This window comes from Actinomadura citrea (genome assembly GCF_013409045.1).
GTDB lineage: Bacteria > Actinomycetota > Actinomycetes > Streptosporangiales > Streptosporangiaceae > Spirillospora > Spirillospora citrea.
This window is the reverse complement of sequence record NZ_JACCBT010000001.1, coordinates 1,362,267-1,382,028: the sequence shown is the minus strand read 5'-3', so window position 1 is coordinate 1,382,028 and position 19,762 is coordinate 1,362,267. Positions and strand designations below refer to the sequence as shown.

The 19,762-nt window shown below is 72.5% G+C and carries 16 protein-coding genes; 4 read left to right on the top strand and 12 right to left on the bottom strand.

Annotated features, from left to right (window positions below; all coding sequences use genetic code 11):
• The first annotated feature begins 28 nt into the window (after positions 1 to 28).
• On the top strand, positions 29 to 1,990 hold the full coding sequence (locus tag BJ999_RS06750) for an acyl-CoA dehydrogenase family protein (RefSeq protein ID WP_179832484.1): 1,962 nt from the start codon (positions 29 to 31) through the stop codon (positions 1,988 to 1,990).
• A 182-nt stretch (positions 1,991 to 2,172) separates the two neighbouring features.
• The gene (locus BJ999_RS06745; protein ID WP_179832483.1) at positions 2,173 to 2,994 is read left to right on the top strand and encodes a class I SAM-dependent methyltransferase; all 822 of its coding nucleotides are present in this window, start codon (positions 2,173 to 2,175) and stop codon (positions 2,992 to 2,994) included.
• A gap of 301 nt (positions 2,995 to 3,295) precedes the next feature.
• Here the strand turns inward: BJ999_RS06745 and BJ999_RS42845 are convergent, their stop codons facing one another.
• The 7 genes from BJ999_RS42845 to BJ999_RS06710 all read right to left on the bottom strand — a co-directional run bounded on the left by BJ999_RS42845 (position 3,296) and on the right by BJ999_RS06710 (position 12,683).
• Complete coding sequence (locus tag BJ999_RS42845) at positions 3,296 to 6,184, bottom strand: helix-turn-helix transcriptional regulator (protein ID WP_276530302.1); 2,889 nt, start codon at positions 6,182 to 6,184, stop codon at positions 3,296 to 3,298.
• A 42-nt stretch (positions 6,185 to 6,226) separates the two neighbouring features.
• A complete protein-coding gene (locus BJ999_RS06735) occupies positions 6,227 to 7,258 on the bottom strand; it encodes a CaiB/BaiF CoA transferase family protein (RefSeq protein ID WP_179832482.1) in 1,032 nt (343 codons plus the stop codon).
• A gap of 339 nt (positions 7,259 to 7,597) precedes the next feature.
• A complete protein-coding gene (gene argS, locus BJ999_RS06730) occupies positions 7,598 to 9,406 on the bottom strand; it encodes an arginine--tRNA ligase (protein ID WP_179832481.1) in 1,809 nt (602 codons plus the stop codon).
• Positions 9,407 to 9,532: 126 nt separating this feature from the next.
• Entirely contained in the window at positions 9,533 to 10,273 is a 741-nt protein-coding gene (locus BJ999_RS06725) for a hypothetical protein (protein ID WP_179832480.1), read from the bottom strand.
• 71 nt (positions 10,274 to 10,344) lie between these two features.
• Positions 10,345 to 11,796, bottom strand: coding sequence for an MFS transporter (locus BJ999_RS06720; protein WP_179832479.1), 1,452 nt, complete (start codon positions 11,794 to 11,796; stop codon positions 10,345 to 10,347).
• A gap of 99 nt (positions 11,797 to 11,895) precedes the next feature.
• Positions 11,896 to 12,249 (bottom strand): ArsR/SmtB family transcription factor, encoded by a 354-nt coding sequence (locus BJ999_RS06715; RefSeq protein WP_229810732.1) that lies wholly within the window; start codon positions 12,247 to 12,249, stop codon positions 11,896 to 11,898.
• Positions 12,246 to 12,683, bottom strand: a complete 438-nt coding sequence (locus BJ999_RS06710; RefSeq protein WP_179832478.1) for an SRPBCC domain-containing protein — start codon at positions 12,681 to 12,683, stop codon at positions 12,246 to 12,248. Before BJ999_RS06710 ends, BJ999_RS06715 begins: the two co-directional genes overlap by 4 nt.
• A gap of 248 nt (positions 12,684 to 12,931) precedes the next feature.
• Here BJ999_RS06710 and BJ999_RS42840 point away from each other — a divergent pair, with 248 nt between their 5' ends.
• Positions 12,932 to 13,417: a YcxB family protein gene (locus tag BJ999_RS42840; protein WP_179832477.1), complete on the top strand. Its 486-nt coding sequence runs from the start codon at positions 12,932 to 12,934 to the stop codon at positions 13,415 to 13,417.
• On the opposite strand, the gene BJ999_RS06700 is transcribed toward BJ999_RS42840, so the two are convergent.
• The 5 genes from BJ999_RS06700 to BJ999_RS06680 form a co-directional block, all read right to left on the bottom strand.
• A complete protein-coding gene (locus tag BJ999_RS06700; RefSeq protein ID WP_179832476.1) occupies positions 13,394 to 14,494 on the bottom strand; it encodes a DUF6183 family protein in 1,101 nt (366 codons plus the stop codon). The two genes, BJ999_RS42840 and BJ999_RS06700, sit on opposite strands and share 24 nt — an antisense overlap.
• 127 nt (positions 14,495 to 14,621) lie before the next feature.
• Entirely contained in the window at positions 14,622 to 15,428 is an 807-nt protein-coding gene (locus BJ999_RS06695; protein WP_179832475.1) for an enoyl-CoA hydratase-related protein, read from the bottom strand.
• A gap of 55 nt (positions 15,429 to 15,483) precedes the next feature.
• A complete protein-coding gene (locus BJ999_RS06690; RefSeq protein ID WP_089311147.1) occupies positions 15,484 to 16,629 on the bottom strand; it encodes an acetyl-CoA C-acetyltransferase in 1,146 nt (381 codons plus the stop codon).
• Between the two features lie 110 nt (positions 16,630 to 16,739).
• On the bottom strand, positions 16,740 to 18,776 hold the full coding sequence (locus tag BJ999_RS06685; protein WP_179832474.1) for an MFS transporter: 2,037 nt from the start codon (positions 18,774 to 18,776) through the stop codon (positions 16,740 to 16,742).
• A gap of 107 nt (positions 18,777 to 18,883) precedes the next feature.
• Entirely contained in the window at positions 18,884 to 19,285 is a 402-nt protein-coding gene (locus BJ999_RS06680; protein ID WP_229810733.1) for a hypothetical protein, read from the bottom strand.
• Between the two features lie 105 nt (positions 19,286 to 19,390).
• On the opposite strand from BJ999_RS06680, the gene BJ999_RS06675 reads away from it, so the two are divergent.
• Entirely contained in the window at positions 19,391 to 19,552 is a 162-nt protein-coding gene (locus tag BJ999_RS06675) for a hypothetical protein (protein ID WP_179832473.1), read from the top strand.
• Positions 19,553 to 19,762: the final 210 nt, after the last annotated feature.

The window sequence follows — 19,762 nt, the reverse complement described above, 5'->3', positions numbered from 1 at the left end:
GCTTCCGACCAGTGGAAACTTCGATCACATGAGCCAGCGAACCCACGAGCACGTCGACGAGCGGACGGCCCGCAAGGTGGCCGAGGAGGCCCGGGAGACCGAATGGCGGCTGCCGAGCTTCGGCAAGCAGCTGTTCCTCGGCGACCTGCGCCTCGATCTGATCCATCCGCATCCGCGCCCGTCGCAGGAGCAGCGGACGAAGGGCGAGGAGTTCCTCGCCAAGCTCTCCGCGTTCTGCGCCGCCGACATCGACCCGGCGCGGATCGAGCGGGAGGCGCGCATCCCCGACGAGGTCGTGCGGGGCCTGCGCGACCTCGGCGCGCTCGGCATGAAGATCCCGGAGAAGTACGGGGGGCTCGGGCTCAGCCAGCTCTACTACGGCCGCGCGCTGATGGTGGCGGGGTCGGTCAGCCCGGCGCTCGGCGCGCTGCTGTCGGCGCACCAGTCGATCGGCGTCCCGCAGCCGGTCAAGATGTTCGGGACGCCGGAGCAGAAGGACGCCTGGCTGCCGCGCTGCGCCCGGGAGGTCAGCGCGTTCCTGCTCACCGAGCCCGACGTCGGCTCCGACCCGGCGCGGCTTCGCGCGACCGCCGTCCCCGACGGCGACGGCTACGTCCTCAACGGCGTCAAGCTGTGGACGACCAACGGCGTCGTCGCCGACCTCGTCGTGGTGATGGCGCGCGTCCCGAAGTCCGACGGGCACCGCGGCGGCATCTCCGCCTTCATCGTGGACATGGCCTCGCCCGGCATCACCGTCGAGAACCGCAACGCGTTCATGGGGCTGCGCGGCATCGAGAACGGCGTCACGCGGTTCTACGACGTGCGCGTCCCGAAGGCGAACCTGATCGGCGCGGAGGGCGCGGGCCTGAAGATCGCGCTGACCACGCTCAACACCGGGCGGCTGTCGCTGCCCGCGATCTGCGCCGCGGGCGGCAAGTGGGCCGCCGGGGTCGCGCGGGAGTGGTCGAAGCAGCGGGTGCAGTGGGGGCGGCCGGTCGGCGAGCACGAGGCCGTCGCCACCAAGATCGCGTTCATCGCGGCGACCGCGTACGCGATGGAGGCGATGCTCGACCTGTCCGGCCAGCTCGCCGACGACGAGCGGAACGACGTCCGGATCGAGGCGGCCCTGGCCAAGCTGTGGTCGTCGGAGATGGCGTGCCGCGTGGCCGACGAGCTGGTGCAGCTGCGCGGCGGCCGCGGCTACGAGACGGCCGAGTCGCTCGCGGCGCGCGGCGAGCGCGGCGTGCCCGCCGAGCAGCTGCTCCGCGACCTGCGCATCAACCGGATCTTCGAGGGCTCCAGCGAGATCATGCACCTGCTGATCGCCCGCGAGGCCGTGGACGCGCACCTGTCGGTGGCCGGGGACATCATCGACCCGGACGCCTCCACCGGGCGCAAGGCGCGGGCCGCGGCGAAGGCGGGCGGGTTCTACGCGCGCTGGCTGCCGACGCTCGTCACCGGTGCCGGGCAACGCCCGAACGCCTACGCCGAGTTCGGCACGCTGGCCCGGCACCTGCGGTACGTCGAGCGGGCGTCCCGCAAGCTGGCCCGGTCGACCTTCTACGCGGCCGGGCGCTGGCAGGGCGGCCTTGAGTACCGGCAGGGGTTCCTCGGCCGCATGGTCGACATCGGCGCCGAGCTGTTCGCGATGAGCGCGGTCTGCGTCCGCGCCCACGCCGACGCGTCCGCGCAGGGGCCGCTCGGCGGCATGGGCTCCAACGGCATCGGACCGGCCACGGCACCCGGGAAGTCCGCCCTGCTGCTCGCCGACGCGTTCTGCCGGCAGGCGCGCGTCCGCGTCGAGGAGCTGTTCGACGGGCTGTGGCGCAACACCGACGCGATGGACGTGAAGCTGGCACGGGCCGTGCTCGCCGGGGACTTCGCCTGGGTGGAGGAGGGCGTCCTGGACCCGTCCATCCCGGGACCGTGGATCGCGCCGTCCGAGCCTGGCCCGAGCGAGCGGGAGGACGTGCACCGGACCATCGGCTGACCGGCGACACGCCCGGCGGGCCGCGTCGCGGGAGGGCGTCCCGCCGTCGCGGGACGTCCGGCTTCGGCGCGGGAGTAGACTGACCCGACCTTCGCGCCAGTGACCGAACCGTCCCGAGGGGGCGGGGGAACGGTCCGGCGAACGAGAAGCCGAACGCCAACGCACCCAGCGAGCGGGAAGTAATGCAGTCACCTGGTCAGAAGAAGTCCATCGCAGGCACCCTCCTCAACCTCGTCGGCAGCCGCCCGAAGCAGGCCGGTCCTGCCGCCGGGCCCGCCCCTGACGGGGACGTCGTCCAGCCCGCCGCCGGGGAGGGCGCGCTGGAGAACCACCTGGGCGGGGACGAAGCCCGCAACTACCGCGAGTACGAGTACCAGACCGTCGCCCCGCACGTCGGCCGCTCCATGCTGGAGGTCGGCTCCGGCCTCGGGCACTTCTCCGAGCAGTTCGCCGGGCGCCTCGACTACCTCGTCGTCAGCGACAACGACCCGTACTGCGTCGGCGAGCTGCGCAAGCGCTACGACGGCAACGACGACGTCGAGGTCATCGACCTGGCCCTGCCCGCCGACATCACGATCCGGCGCAAGGTCGACACCGTCGTGATGATGAACGTCCTGGAGCACATCAAGGACGACGCCCAGGCGCTGCGCGACCTCGCCGCCGTCACCGAGCCCGGCGGCCGCATCGTCATCTGGGTGCCCGGCTACATGCAGCTCTACGGCGACTTCGACCGCAAGGTCGGGCACGTCACCCGGTACACCCCGGCCACGCTGGAGGCGTCGGTTCGCGAGGCCGGGCTCGTCCCCGAGGTGCTCAAGCCGATCAACTTCCTGGGCGGGATCGCCTGGTGGTTCGCGGTCCGCCGCGGCGGCGCCGGCTACCCCGACCCCAAGCTCGTCAAGATCTACGACCGGACGGTCGTGCCGCTCACCCGCACCATCGAGCGTTTCGTCAAGCCGCCGTTCGGCCAGACGGTCTTCTGCGTCGCGCGCGTCCCGCGCTGACGCCGCGTTCCTCGCGCGGACGGGGACGGGTCACGAAAGCCGACCCGTCCCCGTCGCTTTTTTCTTGACGCCGAAACGGTATGTCCCGCATCGCCGTCCGGGCCCGGGACCGCAAGACTGTGCAGTGGCCGGACGGGTCCTGGTCCGCCTCTCCGGGCGGAGAAGCACCGCCTGCTTCCGCGGTCCGCGTCCCCGAAAGGCCAGCCACGAAATGTTCCCGTGTGGTCCGACGGTTCGCGGTGGGGAATCCGGGAGGGGAGGTTCCCCGCCGTGAATCAGGGCGGCGCACGCCGGGCGCGCCTCAGGCGCCGACCTTCGGGGTGGCGAACAGGGCCAGCCGGTGCGCGGTCGCGGCGGCCTCGCCGCGGCTCGCCACCTCCAGCTTCCCGAGGATGTTCGACACGTGGACGCTGGCCGTCTTCACCGAGATGAACAGCGCTTCGGCGATCTCGCGGTTGCTGCGGCCCTCCGCGACCAGGCGCAGCACCTCGAACTCGCGGGGCGTCAGCCCGAGCGGCGCGGAGGCGTCGCCGCGGCGCGGCATCCGGGTACGGCGCAGCAGGTCGGCGACCTTCTCCGCGAGCGGCCGGGCGCCCAGCCCGTCGGTGAGCGCGGCGGCGGTGTGCAGCGCCGCCGCGGCGGCCTCGTGGTCGCCGGCCGCGAGCGCGGCCTCCGCCGCGCGGGACAGGGCCCGCGCCTGGTAGTAGGGGTTGGCGAGCGCCTCCCACGCGGCCGCGGCCTCCTCCCAGGCGGCCCGGTCGAGGATGCCGCGCGCCCGCGCCAGTTCGGCGCTGAACGTGAGGCAGTGCGCGAACTGGAGCGGGCCGCTCGTCACGAGCCCGGCGGCGCGCTCCTCCATGCGGCGCAGGCGGTCCTCGGCGGCGCCGCCGACCTCGCCGCAGGCCGCCGCGCCGACGATGAGCGCGGGCCACGCGTAGCGGGCGTCGTCCGGCATGCCGGTGTGTTCGAGGACGGGGTCCAGCGCCACCAGCGCGGCCTCCGGGCGTCCCTCGGCGAAGGCGATGTTCGCCTCCAGCCAGAGGGTGCTGAAGTAGTCCTGCGTCTTCATCCACTTCAGCTTGAGCTTCATGATCTCGCGTGACTTGGCCAGCCGCGCCTTGGCCGTCGCGATGTCCCCGCGCACGAGCGCCACCCAGCCGGACAGGACGAGCAGCGAGGTGCGGGTCGTGATGGCGGGGTCCTGCTCCATGGCGTGGTTCATCACGGCCAGGGCCTCGTCCCACCGCCCGAGCGAGACCAGCGGCTCGGCCTCGTTGATGGACAGGAACGTCCCCTGCGTGCGGGCCACGCCGTACTGGCGGGCCAGCTCCGCGCCGTGCCCGGCGACGGCGGCGGCCTCCTCGTGCCGTCCGGCGCCCTCCAGGAAGTGCGACCTGATCACGTAGTAGCGGAGCAGCACCCGGTGGTTGCCGCTGCGCTCGGCGCTCTCCCCGACCTCGGTGAGGCGGTCCTCGTCCTCGTAGTCGGTGTGGGCGCAGAACAGCGTGATCAGCGCTTCGGTCTCCGCGACGGGGTCGCCGAGGGCGCGCGCGATGGACAGGGACTCCAGCGCCGCCTCGCGGGCATCCTCCATGGAGGTCGTGATGCGCACGTAGTTGCCCAGCGTGGACAGGGCCCGGGCGCGCAGGATGGTCGGCGGGTCGGCCGGCAGCGCGTCCACCGCGGCGCGCAGGTCCTCGACGAAGCCGGGGCGCGCCACGTGGTAGAGCATGCGGCCGCGCAGTTCCAGCAGCGCCGCCCAGCGGGCGGTGTCGCGCTCGCCGTCGGCGGCCTCGACCTCCTTCAGCGCGGCGGTCGCGAGCTTGATGCCGCGGTCGAACTCGCCGGCCAGGTCGGCGGCGGTCGCGGCGTCCTCCAGGACCGAGACGTGGTCGGCGCCGATGCGTTCCGACGCGTCCGGGACCTTGTCCCACAGCTGGAGGACCCGTTCGAGCATCGCCAGGCACTCGGCGTAGGCGACCGCCTTGCGGGCCTCCCTCGCCGCGCGCCAGGACGCGACCAGCGCCCATGTGCTGTCGTGGGCCTGCATCCAGTGGTAGCTCAGCTCGACCCAGAGCCGCCCGGCCGGGACGAGCCCGGGCTCCTTCTCCAGAGCCTCGGCGTAGCGGGTGTGGAGGCGCGTGAACTCGCCCGGCAGCAGGTCGTCGTGGACGGCCTCGCGGATCAGGGCGTGCCGGAACGCGTAGCCGTCGCCGTCCACGACCAGGACGTTGGCGGCGACCGCGGGCCGCAGGACGCGGGTCAGCGCGGCGTCGTCGAGCCGGGACACCGCCGCCAGCAGCGCGTGCTCGATGCGGGTACTGCCGCCGCTGGCGTCCCGCAGGACGTCCTGCGTCTCCTCGGGAAGCCGCTGGACCCCCGCCAGCAGCAGGTCGCGCAGCGACTCGGGCAGCTCGCAGGCCAGCGTGCCGTCGTCGTCGAGCAGCGCCTCGATGAACAGGGGGTTGCCCTCGCTGCGGGCCTCGATCCTCTCGACGAGGCCGGGCGGCGGGATCTGGCCGAGCAGCTCGGTGACGAGCGCGGCGACGTCGGCGCGGGCCAGCCGGCCGATCTCCGTGCGGCGGACGCGTTCGAGCCGCTCCAGGCCGGCGAGCAGCTGGCGCAGCGGATGGGTGCGGTGCAGCTCGTCCGACCGGTAGGTCATGACGATCAGCAGCGGCGCCGAGCCGAGGTTGCGGATCAGGAAGGCGAGCAGGTCGCGGGTGGAACGGTCCGCCCAGTGGGCGTCCTCGATGACGAGCACGACCGGGCCGCGCTCGGCGAGCCGCTCCAGCAGCGTCAGCACGACCTCGAACAGCCGGGCGCGCTCCTCGCCGGACGCGGCGTCGCTCTCCGGTTCCCCGAACTCGGGCAGCAGCCGGGCGAGGGCGCCGGTGTCGCCGCGCGGGACGAGCCCGGCGACGCCCTCGATGCCGATGTCGCGGACGAGCCCGCGCAGGACGGTGGTGAACGGCGCGAAGGGAAGGCCGTCGGAACCGAGCTCCAGGCAGCCGCCCACCAGCGTCCTGGCGTCGGCGTCCCGGCTGAACTCCCTGATCAGGCGGGTCTTGCCGAGCCCGGCGTCGCCGCCGAGCAGCACGGCGCCCGGCGCGGCGGCGAGGGCGCCCCGCAACTGCCGCAACTCGGCCGACCTGCCGATCAGGACGGGACTCATCGCACGCGCGTTCACGTGACAAGCATGCCAAACGGATCGGACATTCCACCCCGAATTTCACTCCGTGAGACGCCAGGTCTGGCCCCGGTGCTCGTCCAGTTCCGGGACCGCCCCCTCGGGAAGCGGCGGATGGACGGCCGTCCGGACCGGGCCCTCCTCCTGGATCCCGCGCGACCTGAAGTGATCGAGTTCGAGCATCTCGGCATGGGACAGCAGGGGCGCCACCGGGGCTCCCGCCCGCGCCAGGCGCTCGATCGCCTCCTCCCGGGTGAGCGCCGCGACCGCCGCGGCGACCGCGCCGTCCAGTTCGCCGATCCGCTGGAGCCGCTCGGCGAACGGGACGGCGGCGTGCTCGCCGATGCCCAGGGCGTGGCAGGTCGCCGCCCAGAGCCCCTCCTCGGACACGACGCCGAGGGTGATCTTCTGGCCGTCCTTGGTCGGGTAGACGCCGTAGCCGGGCACCGGCCCCACGCCCGACCGCCGCGTCGCCACCGGGACGGTGCCGACCCAGTGCGCCAGGACGTCCGCCATGCCGAGATCGATACGGTCGCCCACACCCGTTTCGCGGGCCTTGAGGCAGGCGGCGGTGATCGCGAAGGCGGCCATCGTCGCGGCCGCCATGTCCGCGAGGGGGAGCTCGTCGGCCTCCGGCGAGACGGCGTCGGACGGCAGCGCGGCCGCGTGGGCGCGGTAGTTGATGTCGTGTCCGGGCACGTCCCTGAGCGGGCCCTCCGCCCCGTACCCGGATATGGAGCAGTAGACGAGCCGCGGGTTGAGCGCCCTGAGGGTCTGGTGGCCCACGCCCAGCCGCTCGGCGACACCCGGCCTGAACCCCTCGACGAAGACCTCGGCGTCCCTGGCCAGTTCCGTGAGCGCCGCGAGCCCTTCCTCGGACTTGAGATCGAGCGCGATGCCGCGCTTGTGCCGGTTGAGGGCGTCGAAATGGTCGCGGAACATCCGCATCGGCTCCCCGCCGGGCGGCTCCACCTTGATCACGTCGGCGCCGAGCTGGGCCAGCAGCTGCGTCGCGTACGGCCCGGGCCGCCACATCGTCAGATCGAGGACGCGGAGTCCGTCCAGCGGCGCCATGGCGCTCCTCTCGGGGGAGGACTTCACCGTGCCGGTCGCCCCGCCCCCTAGTCAAGCGAGCGCTTGGTTCGCATGACGTGCGAGGGTGGCCGTGGTCCCCCGACGTCCACGGCCACCCTCATGATCAGACGACCGGGCCCCCGGAGAAGTTCGCGCCGGCGAAGAGGCGGCGCCCGGAAAGGACAACGGGCCGCACACCCGCGCCGGTCGCCGTGAGGCGACCGGGCGCGGAGTGCGGCCCGTCAGTTGCTCGGGAAGGCCGGGCAGGCCCTCCCGATGTCGCGTCCGTCCGGCGCCGGGGCGCCGGACGGGCGCGATCAGGTGATCAAGGTGCGGTCCTCACATCCGGTCGGGTGCGGGGACGCCGAGGAGGTCCAGGCCGGTGACCAGCGTGCGCAGCGTGACCGCGCACAGGGCCATCCGGGAAGCCCTGGTCTCCTCGTCGATGCCGTCCTTGAGCACCGGGCAGGCCTCGTAGAAGGCCGTGAAGAACCTGGCGAGCTCGTAGAGATAGCCCGCCAGCTGGTGCGGTTCCGCCGCCGCGCCCGCCTGCTCCAGTGTGATACCGAAGTCCAGCAGGTGCAGCGCCAGGTCCCGCTCCTCCTTGGCTCCGATCAGGATCGGTGCCACGGCCGACTCCGGCGTCAGCCCGCCCTTGCGGAGGACGGACTTCATCCGGACGCCGGCGTACTGCACGAAGCCGGCCGACTTGCCGGTGAACGCGATCATCCGATCCAGGTCGAACGGGTACTTGCTGTCCCGCGCCACCAGCAGATCGGCGAACCTCACCGCGCCCACGGCCACGGCGTCGATGATCGCGGCGCGGGTCGCCTCGTCGAACATCTCGCCGCGCCCGCTCTCGATCAACGCCGCGGTGGCCCGCTCGGTCGCCCCGTCCAGCAACTCGGACAGCTTGACCGCCTCGCCGGACCGGCTCTTCAGCTTGCTGCCGGTCCTGGGGTCGGTCACGAGACCGATCTTGGCGTGTTCGAGGACGGCCCCGCTGAACAGGAAGTTCGCCCTCTGCGCGATGGCGAACAGCAGCTCGAAGTGCTCTGTCTGCTCGTCACCCACCACGTAGATGATCCGGTTGGCGTGCAGCTCGTCGACCCGGTAGAGGATCGTGGCGAGATCAGTGGTGGTGTAGTTGTACCCACCATCGCTCTTGCGGACGATGACCGGCTTGGGCCCGCCGTCCCTGCCCCTGAACTCCGGCAGGAAGACGCACAGCGCACCATCGCTGGGCACCGCCAGGCGGTTCGCCTCCAGTTCGTCGACGACCTGGGGGAGAATCTCGTTGTAGAAGCTCTCTCCCTTGACGTCGTCGTCGGTGAGCTTGACGCCCAGCCGCTCGTACAGAGCGTTGTAGGAGCGCATGGAGACGTCCACGAGGCGCCGCCAGTACCGCAGCGTCGCCTCGTCGCCGGCCTGCAGGGCGACCAGTCGCCGCCGCGCCCGTCCGGCGAACTCCTCGTCCGACTCGAACCTCGCGTGGGCCGCCTTGTAGAAGGCACCCGTGTCGCTCACGAAGGCGTCGAGCCCGGCGCCTGTGCCCCCCTCGAAGTCGAGGAGGTACTCGATGAGCATGCCGAACGGCGTGCCCCAGTCACCGATGTGGTTGTCCCGGATCACGTCGTGGCCCAGGAACTCCAGGATCCGGGCGATGGCGTCGCCCACGATCGTCGTCCGCAGGTGACCGACGTGCATCACCTTCGCGACGTTGGGTGAGGAGAACTCCACCACGACCCGCTGCGGCAGCGCGGCCGCGCGCACCGCAAGGCGCTCGTCGGCCGAGATCCGCTTGAGCTGGGCGACGATCCACTCGTCGCTCAGCGTCATGTTGATGAAGCCGGGCCCGCTGATCCGGACCTCCGACACGACGTCTTCGACGTAGAGCCGGTCCACGATCTCCTGCGCCACTTCCCGGGGGTCGCGCTTCTGCTCCCGGGGGTCGCGCTGGTCCAGGTCCTTGGCCAGCGCCATCGCGACGTTGGCCTGCAGATCCGCGTGCTGCGACGGCCGGATGAGGGGGTCGACGCCCCCGTACTTCCGGCCGAAGGCGGCGCTCAGCGCCGCCCGGAACCGGTCGGCGAGAAGGGGCACCGGCGACGGGCCCGGTTCGGTGAACCTGAGTTGCCCAGGGTTCATCGCACTTTCTCCTGTCTTGTTTGTTCGGTTCGCGGGACTATCCCGCACCGGTTACCGTCCACGTCCGCCGGACCGCGGCAACCCGGAGTCACGGAGGCGGGTCCGCGGACCCCGCACTCCGCTCCACTACGACTTGATGGACGGGCGTCCGGCGATCAGGTCGCTCAGCCGGTCCCCGAGGCGCTGGACGGGGAGGCGGTACCGGCGCTCCCGACTCCGCGCCCGCCGCTCCTTGCGGGAGCCCTCCGCGTAGCGGCGCCGGGCCCACGGCGAGTCCGGCCGGGCCAGCCGGACGGCCCCGATGATCGCGACGAGCCCGATGAACAGGCCGATGACGCCCGTCCAGACCTTGCCCTTGAGGAGGGCGATCAGCGCGACGCACAGGTTGAAGAGCAGGATGCCCGCGATGCCCCACAGCCCGTCCCCGGCGGCGTCGTCCACGCCCAGCGGCCGCAGGCCCACCAGCATCAGCCCGCACAGCGCGATCGTGATGAAGACCACCTCGACCGACAGCCGGCCCTGCTCGCTCCAGTAGACGTCCTGGAGGTGCAGGACCAGGGCGAACTCGTCGAGGACGAGCGCGGTGCCCGCCCCGAACACGGCCGCGGCGGCCGCCGCCCACCCGGACGAGTCGTCGGTGAGGGCCAGCCCGCCCACGCCGCCGACGCACATGAACACGAGCCCGAACACGACGTGGTGGATGTGGCGCCCGCCGGGCGCCACGTTCCCGGGCCACCACCGCGCCTGCCGCCTGATCATCCGCACGCTGAACCGGATGAACAGGAAGGCCGCGATGAACGCCACGAGGAAGCAGAACAGCCGGAGCCGCCCGGCGTCCGCGATCTCGCGAGTGAACCAGTCCCCCACACCGCCCTCCCTTCCCCGGCGCGGGTAAAGGCCACCTCCTCACCGGCCGGACCCTCTGGAGGCGGTGACGGTCACACCGGGGCCGAGGGGGAGGCGGCCGCCTCCTTCGCCGCCGGGCCGGGCGCCGCCGGGCCGGGCGCCGCCGGGCGGGAGCCGTCACGGGGGCGGAGGCCGAACCAGACGAGGACCACGCTGGCCAGCGTCACGGCCACGTCCACACCCAGCGCGAGGCGGATGCCGGTCAGTTCCACGCTCTGCGTGGCGGCGACCGAGCCGAGGATCGGGATGCCGATGGTGATGGCCACCTGCTGGGTCATCAGCGTCAGCCCGGTCGCCAGGCCCTGCTCCTCGTTCGGCAGCCCGGAAGTGCCGGTCACGGTGTACGCCACGATGGACGTCACGTGCCCGAAGAAGCCGATGAACAGCGCGGGGACCAGGATCGCGAGCGCCGTGCGGTCCGCGCCGAGGAAGACCAGCGGCAGGGTCGCCAGGCCCTGCACGGCCAGGCCGCAGGTCAGGACGGCCCGGCCGCCGAAGCGCCCGATGACCCGCCCGGCGATCACTCCGGCGCCGACGGACGCCAGGCCGGGGACACCGAGGACCAGCCCGGTCGCCAGCGGGGAGAAGCCGAGGACGTTCTGCAGGTAGAGCGTCGTCAGGAAGATCATGGCCGGCTCCATCGCGAAGACCACGAGGCCCGCGTAGTTGCCCCACTTCACCGTGGGCCGGCCGAGGATGCGCACCGGGGCGAGCGGCGCGGGGGAGCGCAGTTCGATCACCCAGAAGGCGGCCAGCAGCAGCACGCCGGCGACGGCCGCGGGGACGTTCCGCTCGATGACCGCGTAGATCGCGGCCAGCAGGCCGCCGGTCACGGTCACCGCGCCGGGCAGGTCCAGCCGGAGCCGGGCGGGACGGCTGCTCTCACCGATCAGGGTGGGGGTGGCCAGCAGCACGGCCACGGCGACCGGGACGTTGATGAAGAACGCCGCCCGCCAGCTCAGCAGACTGACCAGGGCACCGCCGACCAGGGCGCCGACGGTGAAGCCCGCGGAGAGCAGGGCGCCGTTGAGGCCGAGGACGCGCTCGCGCAGCGGGCCCTCCGCGAACGTACTGGTGATCAAGGACAGCGCCGCGGGGGTCGCCATCGCCGTCGCGAAGCCCTGGAGGGCCCGTGCGGTCAGGAGCGTCTCGGGGCCGGACGCGAAGCCGCCGAGCAGCGAGGCCCCGGTCAGCAGCGCCATCCCGGCGAGGAACAGCCTGCGACGGCCGAACAGGTCCGCCATCCGGCCGAACACCAGCGTGAAGCCGGCGGCCGGCAGCGCGTACGCGGCGGTGATCCAGGGCAGGGCGTCGACGCCCAGCCCGACGCCCTCACCGGCCATCGGGAGGGCGACGTTCAGGATGGAGAAGTCGACGGACAGCGTGAAACCGGCGCCGAGGAGGACGAGCAGGATGAGCCGCTGCCTGCCGCCGATACGCGGGGGCGAGGTCGTTTCCGTGGGCTTGGTCGTTTCCGTGGGCATGACGAAGCGCCCTTTCCGCAAGGGATCCGGGATCGCCGGACGATCAGAGCGTCGTCCGGCGTGAGATGGCCGTGAGCGGCCGATGGCATGGGGGGACGGCTAGCGGGCGTCGCGCTCCGCTTCTTCGGCGATGCGCTTGATGTTCGCCAGGCGGCGGTCCCAGTCGGCCGCGAGGGAGGCCATCCACCGCGCCGTCGCGTTCAGGGCCGCGGGCCGCACCGCGTACCGCACCTCGCGTCCGACCCGGCCGCTGGAGACCAGCTCGGCCGCCTCCAGGACGTTGAGGTGCTTGACCACCGCCTGCCGCGAGACCGGAAGGGGCCCGGCGAGGGTCGTGGCGGTGGCCTCGCCGTGTTCGGCGAGCAGGTCGAGCAGGCGGCGCCGCGTCGGATCGGCCAGCGCGGCGAGGACGCTGTCGACCGGCGCGACGCCGTCGTCGGGGATCTCGGTCACGCGGATTCGACGCGGGTCTTGAAGGCGTCCAGCACCTGGGGCCAGCCGCCGGTGTTGTCCTCCACGGCCTTGCGGCGCAGGTCCTCGGATCCGGTCAGCGCAGCGAACCCGCTCTCGACGACGCGCAGCCGCGTCTTGCCGCCCTCGGGGGTCAGCGTGAACTCCACGAGGGTGCTGTTGTCGTCGCGCAACTCCTCCCCCGGGAAGGCGCTGACCCAGCGGTAGGCGACGTACGTAGGCGGCTCGACCTTCTCCACGCGCACGGGGAAGTCGCCGTGCTCGGCGTTCTTCACCACCATCGACTCGCCCTCCGCGGCCCCGCCGGGCGGGCCCGGCACGTCGGCCACCCAGAACCCGGGGTCGGCCACCAGCGACCAGACCCGCTCCAAGGATGCCGCGATCAGGGTTTCGCGTTCAATCCGGTTCTCACTCATCTGACTGCTCCCCAGTTCGGTTCATCGTTGCAACCTCAGGGTTGCACATGCGTTCCCAGAGGCGCAACCCTACGGTTGCACTTACCTGAGGCGATCTCGTCTGGACCGGCCGGCGGCCGGGCGATGTCCGCGACGCCGGCACGACCCCGGCCAGGCACATCCTGGGGTGCCACCTCCCCCCGACGTGCGGTTGCGGTGATGAGCGGGCCAGAGGAAGGATGATCCACACGTTAGGCAAAGGCGGCGATGTGGACATCACGGTCCAGTACGAACCCACCACGGACGAGGTGGTCCGGGCGTTCTCCCAGGGGCTCAGGCGGCAGCTCACCGCCGTGTACGCGGTTCTCGTCGCCGTCCTGATCGTGGGCGCGTCCGTCATGTTCGTCACGGACAACCCGGCGATGGGCATCGGCATGCTGGTGGCGTCGGTGCTTGGTCCCCTGGCGGGGAACTGGTGGCTTCGCAAGCGCGCGCGACAGCAGCTCTCGTTCCTCTGCGTCCCCACGACGGTCCGGGTGACCGACGACGGCTACGACTGCCGGACGGACGAGTCCACCACGACGATGCGCTGGACCATGTTCTCCAACGTCATCTCCACCCCGGAGTTCTGGCTGCTGTTCGTGAACAAGCAGCCCGCCGCGTTCCTCCCCAGGGCCGCCTTCGACGCCGCTCAGCAGGCCGAGATCGATGGTTTCCTCGCCGCTCGCGGGTCAGTCGGAGTCGGTGACGGCTAGCACGGCCACCGTCCGGCGGTCCGGCCGCAGGACGGCGACGCCCACGTCCAGCGGCGGGACGACCTGGAGATGCCAGTCCGAGCCGTAGAAGAGCCATGTGCACCGGTCGGCGGCCTGCTCGATCGCCGCCAGGCCGGTCTGCCCGGCGTCCGCCAGCGCCGCCAAGGACTCCCATGACGCCTTGCGCGCATAGGCGCCGTGCATGCGGGGCCCGTAGGCACCGCCGGAGGCGGCCCCGCCGAAGAGCGTCCGCAGGACGTCTGCCGTGGTGACCCGCCGCACTCCGGCCACAGAGGCACCGGTGCTGGCGCCCGGCAGGAGCCGGAGCAGCGAGGCGCCGAAGTCGGCGGGGGCGACGGCGCGGTCCAGCCGGAACAGCCCGGCCTCCACGGCATCGGCACCCGACGGCCAGTTGCGGTAGGCGCTCAGCGCCTGCCTCGCGCCGGGCCAGTCGACGGCAGCCACCCCGATGTCGAGACCGGAGGGGCCCGGCGCGGCCGGCGTCCCCTCACCCGGCGGACGCCAGGGCTCCGCCGGGCCGGGATACCGGGGCAGCCCGAGATGCCGCTCGGCCCCGACCGGACGAAGCGGCAGCTCCGCCAGCGGATGCCCGGCGGCCCGCAGCCTCCCGGCGAACCCGGCGGCGGACGTCGCGTCGTGGCGCAGGGCCGTCTCCTGCAGCAGGCAGGCCGCGAGTTCGTCCGACGCCTCGGCGTCGTCGAACACCGCGAGGAGATGCTCGGGGGGTTGGGCGCAGGCCAGCCATTCCGCGACCTCCGGCAGGTCGTACCGAAGGTCGCCGCTCCACGTCCGTCCCCCTGCCGCGAGGGCGCGGACGCGCGCGGTCCGCCCCGCGTCCCCCGGCGCGCTCGCCAGCCGCCTCAACGCGAGCTCAAAGCCGTACCGCATCGGGTAGGTCGGCTCCCCGACCTCCAGCAACGCGGCCAGCAGCCCTTCGAGCCACTCCGGTTCCGCCTTCTGGACGGCGTTGTCGGTCACCTTGACGGCCCTGCCCCAGTGCCGGTCCCGGTAGGTGTCCGCGAGCCCCATCCGCCGGACGGCCTCCTCGATCTCCACACCGCGCAGTCTCACACCCGAAATGCCGCAAAAGCGATCTCCGGGCCGACCCGGCGATCACGGTCACGCCGCATGCCACCGCCTACAGCCCCGCCCTGGCCGAGCTCGCACCCGCGGACCAGGCGGCTCAGCGGCCCTGGAAGTCCGGGGGGCGGTTCTCCAGGAAGGCCGTGATGCCCTCCTTGGCGTCCTCCGTGGCGGTCAGGTCGACCAGCTCGGACAGGAGGTGGGCGACCTGGTCCTCCAGGGGACGGCCCTCGATGGCGAAGAACGCGTCGCGGCCGCGGCGCAGGCCGACGGGGCTCTTGGACGCGATCACGCGGGCCAGCTCGTCCACGCGGGCGTCCAGGGCGGCGCGCGGGACGACCTCGGTGACCAGGCCGATGTCGCGGCCCTCTGCGGCGGTGATGCGGCCGCCGGTGTAGTAGAGCTTGAAGGCGTGCTTCGGAGCGACGTTCCGGTTGATGATCGCCATGATCATCATGGGCCAGAGGCCGACGTTGACCTCGGGGGTGGCGAGCTTGACGTCGTCCGCCGCGATCACCAGGTCGCAGGCGGCGGCGAGGCCGAGGCCGCCCGCGACGGCATGCCCGGCCAGCCGCGCGATGATCGGCTTGCCGAGCCGGGGGAAGGCCGTGAAGAGCCGGAAGGGGGCGCTGTCCCGGATGGCGGCGGCGTCGGCGACCGACCGGCCGTCCGCCTGCGCCCGGCCGAGGCCGCCGAGGTCGGCGCCCGCGCAGAACGCCCGGTCCCCCGCCCCGGTCAGGACGATCACCCGGACCCCGGTGTCGGCCTCGGCCCGCTCGAACGCGTCGAGCAGCTCGCCGATCATCTGGTCGCTGAGCGCGTTGCGGGCGTCGGGACGGTTCAGCGTGATCCGCGCGATCCGGTCGTCCGCCGAATACAGGATGGTCTCGTACATGTCGCCGCCCACCTCCGAACGGTACCGCCCCCTGGAGCGGGCTCCAGGGGGCGGTTCCTCGACGGACTCAGATGCGCTCGATGATGGTGGCGTTGGCCTGGCCGCCGCCCTCGCACATCGTCTGCAGGCCGTAGCGGCCGCCGGTGCGCTCCAGCTCGTGCAGCAGCTTGGTCATCAGGACGCCGCCGGTCGCGCCGAGCGGGTGCCCGAGGGCGATCGCGCCGCCGTTGGGGTTGGTCTTGTCCAGCGAGGCGCCGGTGTCGTGCGCCCACGCCATCGGGACCGGGGCGAACGCCTCGTTGACCTCGAAGACGTCGATGTCGTCGATCTTGAGCCCGGCGCGGTCCAGGGCCTTCTCGGTGGCGGGGATCGGGCCGGTCAGCATGTAGACCGGGTCGGAGCCGCACACCGCGAGGGTGTGGATGCGGGCGCGCGGGGTGAGGTTGTACCGCTTGACGGCCTCCTCGGAGGCGACCAGTACCGCGGAGGCGCCGACGGAGATCTGCGAGGCGACGGCGGCGGTGATCCGGCCGCCCTCGCGCAGGGTCTTCAGGCCCGCCATCTTCTCCAGCGTGGTGTCGGCGCGGGCGCCCTCGTCCTTGGACAGCCCGGCGATCGGGGCGATCTCGCGGTCGAAGTAGCCGGCCTCGATGGCCTTGGCGGCGCGCTGGTGGCTCTCCAGCGCGAACTTCTCCAGATCCTCGCGGGTGAAGCCCCACTTCTCGGCCATCAGCTCGGCGCCGCGGAACTGGGAGACCTCCTGCATGCCGTAGCGCTCGGCCCAGCCCTCGCCGTACGGGAAGGGCATGCCCTTCTCCAGGGCCATGGCGACGGAGGAGCCCATCGGGACGACCGCCATCTGCTCGACGCCGGAGGCGACGACGAGGTCCTGGGTGCCCGACAGCACGCCCTGGGCGGCGAAGTGGATCGCCTGCTGGGACGACCCGCACTGCCGGTCGATGGTCACGCCGGGCACGCTCTCCGGCAGCCCGGCCGACAGCCACGCGGTGCGCGCGATGTCCAGCGACTGCGGGCCGACCTGCATGACGCAGCCCATGATCACGTCTTCGACCCCGGAGGGGTCGACCCCGGTGCGGTTGACGAGCTCCTTGAGCACGTGCGCCCCGAGGTCGGCGGGGTGCACGTCCTTGAGGGCGCCCTTCTTGGTACCGACGGGGGTACGGACCGCGCCGACGATGTACGCCTCGGCCACTACGCCTCCAAAAATCTGGGGTTCCGTCCCGAAACCGAGTGTGATTCGGTTAGTCAGTATGAGATTACATCCTCCCGGCGCGACGCGCTGTGAGGTGGGTCTCGGGGACCCTACGCCCCCCGCGCCGCGGGACGCGTTCCGGGCCCGAGGACCTCGCCGTCCGCCTCGTCGCCGAGGGACGCCTCCGCCAGCCGCGACAGGATGTCCGCCAGCTCAGGATGTTCCTCGGGGGCCCAGCCGTCCAGATGCCGGGAGAGCCCCGCGCGGCGGGCCTCGAACAGGCGCTCGGCGGCGCCCCGCCCGGACGGCGTGACGCTGAGCGCCCCCTCGCGCCGCAGGACGTAGCCGGCGTCGACGAGCCGGTCGACGTACGGGCGCCCCTGCTCGACCCGGACGCCCGCGCGGTCGGCGAGGTCCTGGCCGGTGACCGTCCCGTCCTTGGCGATCCGGCACAGCGCCCACACGCTGCCGGCCGGCAGGGACACGCCCGAGGACGCGGCGAGCCGGTCGTACAGCTCGAAGGCCCTGGCGTCCCTGCGCATCAGCTCGCTCAGGGCGCGCTCCATCTCGTGCCTGGACGACCGGGCGTTGGGCGCCGCGCCGAGGCCCTCCCCGTAGTCGGTCGTCTGCGAGGTCGCCCGCAGCGGGACCTCGCGCAGGAACCAGGTCAGCACGAACGCGACCGCCGCCACCGGCACCGCCCAGAAGAACACCGAGTCGATCGACTCCGCGTAGGCGTGCAGGACGGCGTCCTTGACGGCGGCCGGGTACCGGTCGAGCAGCCCCGGATTCCCCTGGACGGCCGCCGGGTCGAACCCCGCCGGCAGGACCCGCGCCAGGTCCGCCACATGGTCGGCGAGCTGGTTGCTGAAGATCGAGCCGAACACCGCGACGCCGAACGACCCGCCGATCTGGCGGAAGAAGGTGACGCCGGACGTCGCGGAGCCGAGGTCCTCGTACGACACCGCGTTCTGGACGGCGATGACGAGCACCTGCATGACCAGGCCGAGCCCGAAGCCGAGCAGCGCGAACCGCAGGCTCATGCTCAGGGTGGTGGAGTTCTCGTCCAGCGACGAGCACAGATAGAGCGCCAGCGCGATGATCGGCGTGCCGACCATCGGGTAGATCTTGTAGCGGCCGAACCGGGTGATCAGCTGTCCGGAGCCGATCGAGCTGATCAGCAGGCCGAGCATCATCGGCAGCAGGTAGACGCCCGACAGCGTGGGCGAGACCCCGTGCACCACCTGCAGGAAGATCGGCAGGAAGGTCAGCGCGCCGAACATCGCGAAGCCGACCGCGAAGCTGATCGCGCCGCCGAGCGCGAAGACCGGGTGGCGCAGCAGCGAGGGGGGCATGATCGGCTCGGCGGCGCGCCGCTCGACCAGCACCCACACCGCGATCAGCGCCACCGAGCCGACGGCCAGGCCGATGATCGGCGCGGACGCCCAGGCGTAGCGCGTCCCGCCCCAGGTCGTCATCAGCACCAGCCCGACGGCCCAGCCGACGATCAGCAGCGTGCCGAGGTAGTCGATGCGGTGGCGCTCCCGGTCGCCCGTCGCGTGCAGGACGGCGGCGATCACCGCCAGCGCCACCACCCCGATGGGCAGGTTGATGTAGAACACCCAGCGCCACGTCAGGTTGTCGACGAACCAGCCGCCGAGCAGCGGGCCGCACACGCTGGCCACGCCGAAGACCGCGCCGAACAGGCCCTGGTAGCGGCCGCGCTCGCGGGGCGGCACCACGTCCCCGACGATGGCCACGGCGAGCACCATCAGGCCGCCGCCGCCGAGGCCCTGCAGGGCGCGGAACACGATCAGTTCCAGCATGTTCTGCGACAGGCCGCACAGCGCCGACCCGATCAGGAAGATGACGATCGACGCCTGGAACAGCCGCTTGCGGCCGTACTGGTCGCCGAGCTTGCCCCACAGCGGCGTGGACGCCGTGGAGGCGAGCAGGTACGCCGTGACGACCCACGACAGGTGGTTGAGCCCGCCGAGGTCGCTGACGATCGTCGGCAGGGCGGTGGACACGATCGTCTGGTCCAGCGCCGCCAGCAGCATGGCGAGCATGAGGGCGCCGAGGACGACGTAGAGGTCCCTGCCCTTCGGCATGGCCCGCTCGTCCCGCGCCGCCGCCGTCGCCGTCATGCGTCGTCCCCCTGCCGCCGCCCATGTGCCGGGTACGTGCCGGAAAGAGGCCTACCCACGAGCAGGACGGGATCACGCGGCCCGGGCAGGCGGCCCGGGAGGACGGGTCAGCGCACCAGGTCGCCGGCCACCTTCGCGGCGCCGATCGAGGCGGCCCCTCCGGCGACCGCCACCGCGCCCGCGGTCACCCACAGCGGCACGCCCTTGCGGGTCTTCAGCCCGCTCATCACGTCGATCGAGTCGACGGCGAGGCCGATCCGGGCCCACAGCCGGCGCCCGGAGTCGTCGCCGCTGAGCAGGTAGCCCGCACCGAGCGCGATCTCCCGGGCGGCGAACATCCGCGCCACGTAGTCGCGGCCCGGGTCGGCGCCGCCGCCGAGGCCCATCAGCTTCACGGTCAGCCTCGGCACGGCGAGCGCCGCGAGCCCGAGCGCGACCCGCCCGCGCGCCAGGCTGGTCGCCATCGCGTCGACCCTGTCCCGGCCGTCTCTTTCCTTCGCATCTGCCACGAGGGTGAGAGTATCGGCCCGCCTCCGCCGACCGACCGGCGGGTAACCCCCTCCTTACACGTCTATGGTTCAGGGAGGCGGCACTCCCCCCGGACGAAGGTGGCCATGGAAGGCATCCTCGCTCTCATCGTCGTGTCACTGCTCGCGGCGTTCTGCGTGCGCTGGGCCGCGGTGCGGCTCCGGCTGTCCATGCCGGCCCGGGCCGCGGTGATCACCGTGTTCGTCATCGTGGTCCTGGCGATGTACGGCGAGCACCTGCGGAACTGACAGGCGGACATGCACGGCACGTGAATTTTCGGGGCCGATCCCGAACCTCTCGGCCCCGCGGGGAGTCATAACTGGCGAAACCGGCTTCACGCCCGTTCGCTGCCCGCCGGCGCCGACGCGCCCCGCCCGTCCCGGGCGGGATCCCCCCGGCACGCGCCTGCACGGTGGACGCGAACGGCACCCCGTACGGCGAAGCCGGCCGAGCCGAGG